Annotated in this window: 9 protein-coding genes and 1 pseudogene; 7 read left to right on the top strand and 3 right to left on the bottom strand. The window is 61.9% G+C overall.

From position 1 onward, the window contains the following. The 3 genes and pseudogenes from JOZ76_RS19205 to JOZ76_RS19195 form a co-directional block, all read left to right on the top strand. Window positions 1-365: pseudogene (locus tag JOZ76_RS19205) on the top strand (transporter substrate-binding domain-containing protein); the annotation flags it as partial. Then, complete coding sequence (locus JOZ76_RS19200) at window positions 365-1,000, top strand: c-type cytochrome (RefSeq protein ID WP_291700826.1); 636 nt, start codon at window positions 365-367, stop codon at window positions 998-1,000. The pseudogene JOZ76_RS19205 and the gene JOZ76_RS19200, both read left to right, overlap by 1 nt. Window positions 1,001-1,023: 23 nt before the next feature. Continuing rightward, complete coding sequence (locus tag JOZ76_RS19195) at window positions 1,024-1,413, top strand: c-type cytochrome (RefSeq protein ID WP_291700820.1); 390 nt, start codon at window positions 1,024-1,026, stop codon at window positions 1,411-1,413. 126 nt (window positions 1,414-1,539) lie between these two features. Here the strand turns inward: JOZ76_RS19195 and JOZ76_RS19190 are convergent, their stop codons facing one another. Beyond that, a complete protein-coding gene (locus tag JOZ76_RS19190) occupies window positions 1,540-2,445 on the bottom strand; it encodes an NAD(P)/FAD-dependent oxidoreductase (RefSeq protein ID WP_291700818.1) in 906 nt (301 codons plus the stop codon). A 220-nt stretch (window positions 2,446-2,665) separates the two neighbouring features. On the opposite strand from JOZ76_RS19190, the gene JOZ76_RS19185 reads away from it, so the two are divergent. Together JOZ76_RS19185 and JOZ76_RS19180 are read left to right on the top strand one after the other, a co-directional pair. Continuing rightward, complete coding sequence (locus tag JOZ76_RS19185) at window positions 2,666-3,226, top strand: YciE/YciF ferroxidase family protein (RefSeq protein WP_291700816.1); 561 nt, start codon at window positions 2,666-2,668, stop codon at window positions 3,224-3,226. A 145-nt stretch (window positions 3,227-3,371) separates the two neighbouring features. Continuing rightward, the gene (locus JOZ76_RS19180) at window positions 3,372-3,527 is read left to right on the top strand and encodes a hypothetical protein (protein ID WP_291700814.1); all 156 of its coding nucleotides are present in this window, start codon (window positions 3,372-3,374) and stop codon (window positions 3,525-3,527) included. 3 nt (window positions 3,528-3,530) lie between these two features. On the opposite strand, the gene JOZ76_RS19175 is transcribed toward JOZ76_RS19180, so the two are convergent. Both JOZ76_RS19175 and JOZ76_RS19170 read right to left on the bottom strand, forming a co-directional pair. Then, window positions 3,531-3,731, bottom strand: coding sequence for a hypothetical protein (locus tag JOZ76_RS19175; protein ID WP_291700812.1), 201 nt, complete (start codon window positions 3,729-3,731; stop codon window positions 3,531-3,533). Between the two features lie 118 nt (window positions 3,732-3,849). After that, entirely contained in the window at window positions 3,850-4,077 is a 228-nt protein-coding gene (locus tag JOZ76_RS19170) for a hypothetical protein (protein ID WP_291700810.1), read from the bottom strand. Between the two features lie 505 nt (window positions 4,078-4,582). On the opposite strand from JOZ76_RS19170, the gene JOZ76_RS19165 reads away from it, so the two are divergent. Together JOZ76_RS19165 and JOZ76_RS19160 are read left to right on the top strand one after the other, a co-directional pair. Continuing rightward, a complete protein-coding gene (locus tag JOZ76_RS19165) occupies window positions 4,583-6,106 on the top strand; it encodes an ATPase domain-containing protein (RefSeq protein WP_291700808.1) in 1,524 nt (507 codons plus the stop codon). Continuing rightward, window positions 6,096-7,793, top strand: coding sequence for an ATP-binding protein (locus JOZ76_RS19160; RefSeq protein WP_291700806.1), 1,698 nt, complete (start codon window positions 6,096-6,098; stop codon window positions 7,791-7,793). Before JOZ76_RS19165 ends, JOZ76_RS19160 begins: the two co-directional genes overlap by 11 nt. Window positions 7,794-7,810 lie beyond the last annotated feature (17 nt).

Below are 7,810 nucleotides of genomic sequence, written 5' to 3'. Positions count from 1 at the left end.
TCGACAATGTCCGCGGTTATTCGATCTATGGCGACTATCGCCAGGCCGATCCACCGGCGCGGCTGATCGAGGCGGTCGAGAACGGCGAAATCGATGTCGCCGCCGCATGGGGACCGCTCGCCGGATACTTCGCCAGCCTCTCAAAGGTGCCGCTGACGGTCACGCGGATCCGCGATGGCGAGCGCTTCCCGCCCCAGCAGTTCCAATTCGCGATTTCGATGGGCGTGCGCAAGGGCGATCACGCTCTGCGCGATCAACTGAATGCGTTCATCGACGCCCATCGATCCGAAATCACATCCCTGCTGCGCAGCTACGGCGTCCCCCTGGTCGATCCGCCGGTGACTGCATCTGGAGGACCTGAGTGATGCTCCCTGCTCCGCTGCGCGCGAGCGCCCTGCCTCTGCTGTTTGCGACCGCCTTCAACAGCCAGGCGCTCGCGCAACAAAGCCTGCCGCGATCGCAGGAGGCACAGATGCCGACGGTGGCGCCGCGGCCGAATTTCGGCGAGAGCGTCGGCAATGGCAGGCCTGGTGTGTTCATGCAGGTCCCGGTCAGCCAGCTCTTTCCGGGCGCGCAGCCGAACCGACCGCAAATCAAGAATCCCGTGCAAGGCGATCCCAACGCCGAGCAGCGCGGGATGACCTACTTCGTCAATTTCAACTGCGTCGGCTGTCATGCGGCGAATGGCGGCGGCGGGATGGGGCCGGCGCTGAGCAACAGTACCTTCATCTATGGGTCGCAACCGGAAAACATCTATCTCTCGATCTACCAGGGGCGGCCGAATGGAATGCCGGCCTGGGGCGGCGTGCTGCCTGATAGCGTGATCTGGGACCTCGTCACCTATATCGGCAGGATCAGCAACGAGCCGAGCCATCAATGGGGCCGAACTTTTACGGCGACCCTGCCGTCGCCTGACATCGAGCAGGTCCCGGCGACGCAGGTCTCCACCACCGATCCCTGGTCCGCTACCAGAAGTTTCGGTTTCGGCCAGAAGCCGTGATCAAAGCCAGCCCGGAGGCGCCGATGGGCCGTGCGTTCGGAAGTACAGTCGCGGAAGCGGTTCTCGTCGTATTGCTGGCTGCTGCGCTCAGCGGTTGCGGGCAAGGCAAGGCTGCGGGTCCTGCGAATTTCAACGGAGATCCGAAACGCGGTGCCGATCTGGTCCGCAGTTACGGATGCGGCGGCTGCCACGATATTCCCGGCATTGCGAACGCGGACGGAAATGTGGGACCTCCGCTGCATCGGATCGGTGCGCGGACATACATTGCCGGCTTCCTGCAAAATTCTCCCGATAACATGGCGTTCTGGATCCAGGATCCGCAAAAGGTTCTGCCCGGCAACGCCATGCCGCAAATGGGCATTCCGCCGGACCAGGCCCGCGATATCGCCGCCTTCCTCTATACGTTGAAGTAGCCGATGATACGCCGAACGAAATGAGGCAAGGGCGAGCGCTTCCAGCCGCTTCAAGACGTAACGGCCGGACATTTGGATGTCAGATCAGGTCCAAAGCTATACAACGCCCAAGGTTACCGATCGCAGTCACACATGTTCGGATGGCAGCGAGCTGTGGATATGACATGCAGCGACCGCGGCGTGGCCGAAGGCGACAGATATCTGGTGCAGGTCGCTGACGACATCGCCGACTCCATATAGCCCCGCGATGGTGCTCTGCTGCTTCTGGTCAACGTTCAAAAAGCCCTCGGGCGTATGATCGGCGCCCAGAGCGAGCGCGAGGCCAGAACGCACCTCGCTACCCATCGCCGGATATACCAGATCAAAGTCGCTGGATAGACCGTCATTCAATAGCGCACGTATCCGACGTCCCGCCTTTTGCAGCTGCGCCAGAGCTGCTGTCGTACGGACCGCGGCGGTCTCGAGTTTCGCAACGAGCGCGGGGTCATGCACGTTCTCCGTCGGTATCACCGTGACGTCAGCAGTAAAGCTGCGAAGGAAGAGCGCTTTGCTGGCGGCGTGATGAAGAGGACCTATCACACCGATCCGCTTGCCCGCTGCCTCGAACGCGTCGCAAATCGGACAATAGCGGAGAAGGCCCTCTTCGACGGCCGTCAACCAGTCGGTCAGCGGGGGCTGTTTGTCCACGATCCCGGTCGCGAGCACGACTTTTGCGGATCTGATCCTCTCATTGGAAGTCGTCGCGACGAAGTATTCATCGTCCCGCGAGAGCGTCTCGATGGTGGCGTCGACGATTCGGACGCCGAAGCCGGCCGCTTGCTCCTTCATGCTCGCGAGCAACTCGGTTCCAGAGATTCCGCGAGTGAAGGCGGGCAAGTTGTAGCTTCGCGGAATCAACGCAGCCCGGCTCGCGCCGGCATCCACGATCAGGGTCTTCCGCTTGAAACGCGCCAGATAGACTGCAGCCATCAGGCCGGCGGGGCCCGCGCCGATAATCAGAGCCTCGCAGTCCGTCTGAATTGGATCCGCCATCGCTTAGCTGCCGGCAAAATTCGGATGTTCGCAAAGAGTAACCATCAAGACGCCGTCGCGATCCAACTCGCTGCATCACCCTGCTCGGCAATCGACGAGATCATGAGCTTCGCAGGCGGGAGATTGGAACCATCCAACGTCTGCCAGGTTGTGAATAGCCGACACTCGTCAGCTTTCGCTGCGCCGGGCGCGCGAGAGCACATTCGGAGAGGGACCATCAATGGCCAAGCGAGCTAGCAAGAAGCGATCGGCGTCGCGCACGCGACAATCGTCGAAAAAGCTGAGTGACCTGTTTTACGAGACCCTCAAGGACATCTATTTCGCCGAAAACAAGATCATCAAGACCCTGCCCAAACTCGCCAAGGCCGCGCATTCCAAGGAGCTCGCAGCTGCCTTCAACAAGCATCTTCGCGAAACCCAGGGGCAGGTGAAGCGGCTTGATAGAGTCTTCCGCATGATCGGCAAGCCGGCGCGCGGCAAGACCTGCGAGGCCATCAATGGGATTGCCGACGAAGGTGCGGAGATCATGAAGGAGTTCAAGAACGCACCCGCGCTGGACGCCGGACTGCTGGCGGCAGCGCAAGCCGTCGAGCATTATGAGATCTCGCGTTATGGGACGCTGCGAACCTGGGCGGAGGAGCTCGGTTTGGCGGAGATTGCCGAGTTGCTTCAGGCAACCCTCGAAGAGGAGGAAGCGACAGACCAGACCCTTACGGAGCTGGCCACCTCGGTGATCAACCTGGAGGCCGAAGAGGAGGAACAACAGCGCGAGGCTGCATGAGCCTTCGCGGCGGTTCACCCATGCGGCGGCGGCGACCTCGTTGAATGTTGCTGCCTGCTTCGGAGTTCAGCAACCGCCGCAGGCGGGTCCCCGACGGCCACAGCGCTTTCTGGTCAGGTGGGTTTGCTGGGATGAAGTATCCGCGATGCCGATCGTGAAGCAGCCGCGCGAACTCTTGGTGATAGGCTTCCTGCCCTTTCATCTCGAAGAGCGCCTCCTGGATCTCCCGCGGCGTATCGCCCCAAACCGCGGTGGTGGCGTCCTTTTTGTTTGCTTCTCCGGCGAGCGCGAGGCGAAATAGCTCTCAACGCCACATACTGGGCGTTCTGTCGAGCTCGCCTCGGCCGACCGGCTCGAGGTCGTCGAGGGACTTCTCGCCGTTCGTCGCGGCTTCGAGAATCTTGGAAGCGACATGCCCGCTTGCGCCCGTCTCGTGTCGGGACACGCTTTCGCACAGTTCGTCCAGCACGGCGCGCAAAAGCGCGGTCGTTTCGGCATCGAGCATTGGATTCCCCCTCGCATGAAACCGGAGCAACGCACGGCAGCGTGAGAAGTTCCGGCCTTCACGCACGATAGTTACCGGATCGGGGCACTTTCAAGCGAAGTATCGGCTTCGCTCGCGTTCACTTGTGATCGGGAGGCGGCTGCCCCGCGTTCTTGTCCGCCTCCGACTTGTTGGCCTCGTGATGGCCTATGGCGCATCCTGCTGCAGCGCCGAGCTTGCCGTGGCCGGCCATATGGCCCGCGACCCCGCCGACGATGGCTCCCTTGATGCATCCCTTGGCTTCCGCTGCCCCGCAGGACGCGAGTGCGATTGTTGCAAGGCAGGCGAACGTAACAATCCGTTTCATGACTGATCTCCAGCAGCGGCGTCGGGTCGGAGACTCAATCCCTGCAGAAAGGGTCCGTTCCCGCCCCGGACTGCTCGGCGGCCGCCTTGCCAGTCTCGCCCGCGCCGCGCGGCCCCGGCTTCTCGTCTCCTTCCCAGCGCTCCTCCTCGGCTGGTCTCATCTCTCCAGCGGGGGCTCTCGACCCGTTGTTACGACGGCGCTCGGCGTCGCGAGTGCTGCCAGAGTCCTTTTCAGGCCAGCGAAGGTTACCGGCGCTGACCTTGCCGCACAGCCGATCGGTTCTGGTCTCGAACATTCTGCCCCTCCGGCAGCGCGGCAAGGCCGCTGGATGCACGCAGCCCGCGGGCCCCTTCAACAAGGCATAACGGCCTGGGAACCAGACCCGGGTCTAGCGGTTCCCTTCCTGTTTATCGCACCGCCGGCTAACCTTGCGGGCGGGGTCGGATAATGGACGGACAACTGTCGCCCATTCGTCACGGCAGGTCTCACGACGGAGCGCTCTAAAATGACGGACGAACTTGTTGCCGGCGAGGACGGCGAGCCAGTCGATCTGCCTCGGATCTCCACCGGCAGTGAGGGCCTCGATGACATCCTCGGGGGTGGCTTCGATGCCAATCGCATGTATCTTTACGAGGGCAGGCCTGGCAGTGGCAAAACCACCATCGCACTCCAGTTTCTGCTGCGGGGCGTACGCGATCGCGAGCGCGTGCTCTACATAACGCTGTCTGAGACCAAGCGGGAGCTGCAGCTGGTAGCCAAGCGGCACGGCTGGTCGCTCGCCGGCGTTGACGTGTTCGAGTTGGTGCCCCCGGAGACCACGCTGGACCCGGAACGTGAGCTCACCGTCTTCCACCCAGCGGAAGTCGAACTGAGCGAAACGACCAAGCTTGTCTTCAAAGAGATCGAACGGATCAATCCGACCCGAGTTGTGCTTGATAGCCTTTCCGAGCTGCGTCTGCTAGCTCAGAGCCCGCTGCGCTATCGACGTCAGGTTCTCGCGTTGAAGCACTTCTTTTCGCAGCGCAATTGCACCGTTGTGCTGCTCGACGACCTCTCTTCCTCGCAGGATGATCTGCAACTCCATTCGATCGCCCACGGCGTGGTGATGCTGGAACAGCTTGCGATCGAGTATGGGGCTGAGCGTCGACGGCTGCGCGTGATCAAAATGCGCGGCATTTCATTTCGAGGCGGGTTCCATGATTTCACAATAGAGGCCGGCGGACTCAAGATTTTTCCCCGCTTGATCGCCGCTGAGCACCACAAGACATTCGTGGGCGAATTTACCGGTAGCGGCAACGCAGAGCTCGACCAACTCCTGGGCGGGGGCCTCGAGCGAGGCACCAACGCGCTGCTGATCGGCGCGGCGGGCGTTGGCAAATCATCGGTCGCACTGACCTATGCGATAGCAGCCGCTGAGCGCGGCGAGCACGCCGTGTTCTTTGCCTTCGATGAGGGCCGCGGGACCGTCGAAGCTCGCGCGCGCACGCTCGGCCTTCCGCTTGAAAAGCACATGAACTCCGGGCTCATTCGGTTTCAGCAGATTGATCCCGCCGAGCTGTCACCTGGTGAATTTGCCGCCAACCTTCGCCAGAGCGTCGAGGTGGAGAATGCCCGCATTGTCGTCATCGACAGCCTGAACGGCTACCTGAACGCAATGCCGGACGAGCGCTTTCTCATCCTTCAGATGCACGAGCTCCTCAGCTATCTTGGCCAGCAGGGTGTACTGACCATACTTGTGCTCGCGCAGCATGGTTTGGTCGGGCCGATGGATACACCGCTCGACATCAGCTATCTCAGCGACGCAGTGTTGATGCTGCGCTATTTTGAGCTGGCAGGTACCGTGCGGCGCGCCCTCTCTGTCGTAAAGAAGCGGAGCGGCAACCACGAGCATGCCATCCGGGAATTTCGTCTGAGTGGCGCCGGCATCAGCCTCGGCCCGCCGCTCAAGGATTTCAGCGGCATCTTCTCGGGCAATCCGCGCTTTACCGGCACGAAGATTCCTGACCTGGATAAGGCAGATGGGCACTGAGCAAGATCACCGCGTGCTCATCTTTGCTCCGATCGGGCGCGACGGCCCGGCATCGGCAGAGCTGCTGTGTGCTGCGAAGCTCGAGACGATCATTTGCTCCGATATAACAGAACTGGTCAGGGAGATGAGCGTCGGGGTCGGCGCGGTGTTTCTTGCCGAGGAAGGACTGTTCGCAAAGCATACCACGCCGCTTACGGATTGGGTTGAACGGCAACCCGCCTGGTCCGACCTGCCCTTCATTGTGCTCACCAGCCATCAGGCGCAGCGGGCGGTTGTGGCGTGGCGACGCAATCTCGTGAGTGCGCTTCGCAACGTTTCGTTGCTCGAACGACCGATCCAACCAATAACGCTGACGAGCGCAGTTCAGTCGGCCATTCGAGCGCGACGCCGTCAATACGAAATTCGATCGCTGATCGAAGCGCGAGAACAGGCGGCCCAGCAGCTCGAAAGCCTGGTCGTGGAGCGGACGCGCGCACTGGCGGAGGCCAATGAGCATCTCCGCCGTGAGATGGCAGAGCGCGCGCGCGTCGAGGAAACGCTTCGTCACGCGCAGAAGATGGAAGCCATCGGACGTCTCACCGGCGGCATAGCCCACGACTTCAATAACCTGCTGATGGTGATCTCAGGCGGGCTTGACATGCTGGACCGCCAAACCGATCCCGCTCGGCGTCGGCGCCTGATGGACGGAATGATGCAGGCGGCACAGCGGGGAGCGAGTTTGACCCGGCAACTTCTCGCTTTCTCTCGCCGGCAGGCACTCAGGCCCGAACCCGTGGACATCGCCGGGCAGATCGGCGGCATGCGCGAGCTGCTCGATCGGAGCTTAGGGGGCGATGTAAAGGTGAAGTTCGACTTTCCTAACACCCTCTGGCCGGTCGAGGTCGATCCGGGCGAACTCGAGTTGGTCGTCCTCAATCTCGCCGTCAACGCTCGCGACGCAATGCCCGGCGGCGGGACGATCGTGGTTCGTGGCGAGAATCTGCCAAACCTCAGGGATGCCGAGCTGGCAGGCGAGTATGTACGGCTGTCAGTGATTGACACCGGAAGTGGCATGACCGACGAGGTGCGGGCTCGCGTGTTCGAGCCATTCTTCACGACGAAGGAAGTCGGCAAGGGTTCCGGCCTTGGTCTTGCCCAGGTCTATGGGTTCGCCACACAGTCGCGGGGCACCGTCCGCATAGACTCGGTCGTCGGCAAAGGTACGACGATCGCCTTGTACCTTCCCAGATCCGACGCTGTGCCGTCTAACGATCAGCGCCACCTCATCGAGCTCTACGGAGCCAGGGCCAGGCCTCACGATGAAGGTCGCATTCTTCTGGTCGAAGACGATGACGAAGTGGCGAAGCTCGTGAGCGAGATGCTCGACGAGCTGGGCTATGAGGTGACCCGGGCATCCAGCGCCGCGGCTGCGCTCGGCGCCCTGGCCGACGGGCGGGCGATCGATATCGTGTTTTCCGATGTCATGATGGCTGGCGGAATGAACGGGGTTGAGCTTGCGCGTGAGATCCAGAGACGGCGGAGCGACATACCCATTCTGCTGACGAGCGGCTATTCAGGCGCGGCCGTTCACGCAGCAAAGGAGACGGGCGTGCGAATTCTATCGAAGCCGTATCGGATCGACGAATTGGCAGTCGCCCTCGATGCCGCAAGATCGGAAAACCTGAGGACTCGGGCGCACGTTTCCTGAGGCCGGAGCTCCAGCTA

This window comes from Bradyrhizobium sp., from assembly GCF_019244115.1.
In the GTDB taxonomy this organism is placed as follows: domain Bacteria; phylum Pseudomonadota; class Alphaproteobacteria; order Rhizobiales; family Xanthobacteraceae; genus Bradyrhizobium.
This window is presented reverse-complemented; position numbering and strand designations above follow the sequence as displayed.

Coding starts and splice junctions, on each gene's coding strand:
- JOZ76_RS19200 (WP_291700826.1), top strand. CDS start 365: ATGCTCCCTGCTCCGCTGCGCGCGAGCGCCCTGCCTCTGCTGTTTGCG.
- JOZ76_RS19195 (WP_291700820.1), top strand. CDS start 1,024: ATGGGCCGTGCGTTCGGAAGTACAGTCGCGGAAGCGGTTCTCGTCGTA.
- JOZ76_RS19190 (WP_291700818.1), bottom strand. CDS start 2,445: ATGGCGGATCCAATTCAGACGGACTGCGAGGCTCTGATTATCGGCGCG.
- JOZ76_RS19185 (WP_291700816.1), top strand. CDS start 2,666: ATGGCCAAGCGAGCTAGCAAGAAGCGATCGGCGTCGCGCACGCGACAA.
- JOZ76_RS19180 (WP_291700814.1), top strand. CDS start 3,372: ATGCCGATCGTGAAGCAGCCGCGCGAACTCTTGGTGATAGGCTTCCTG.
- JOZ76_RS19175 (WP_291700812.1), bottom strand. CDS start 3,731: ATGCTCGATGCCGAAACGACCGCGCTTTTGCGCGCCGTGCTGGACGAA.
- JOZ76_RS19170 (WP_291700810.1), bottom strand. CDS start 4,077: ATGAAACGGATTGTTACGTTCGCCTGCCTTGCAACAATCGCACTCGCG.
- JOZ76_RS19165 (WP_291700808.1), top strand. CDS start 4,583: ATGACGGACGAACTTGTTGCCGGCGAGGACGGCGAGCCAGTCGATCTG.
- JOZ76_RS19160 (WP_291700806.1), top strand. CDS start 6,096: ATGGGCACTGAGCAAGATCACCGCGTGCTCATCTTTGCTCCGATCGGG.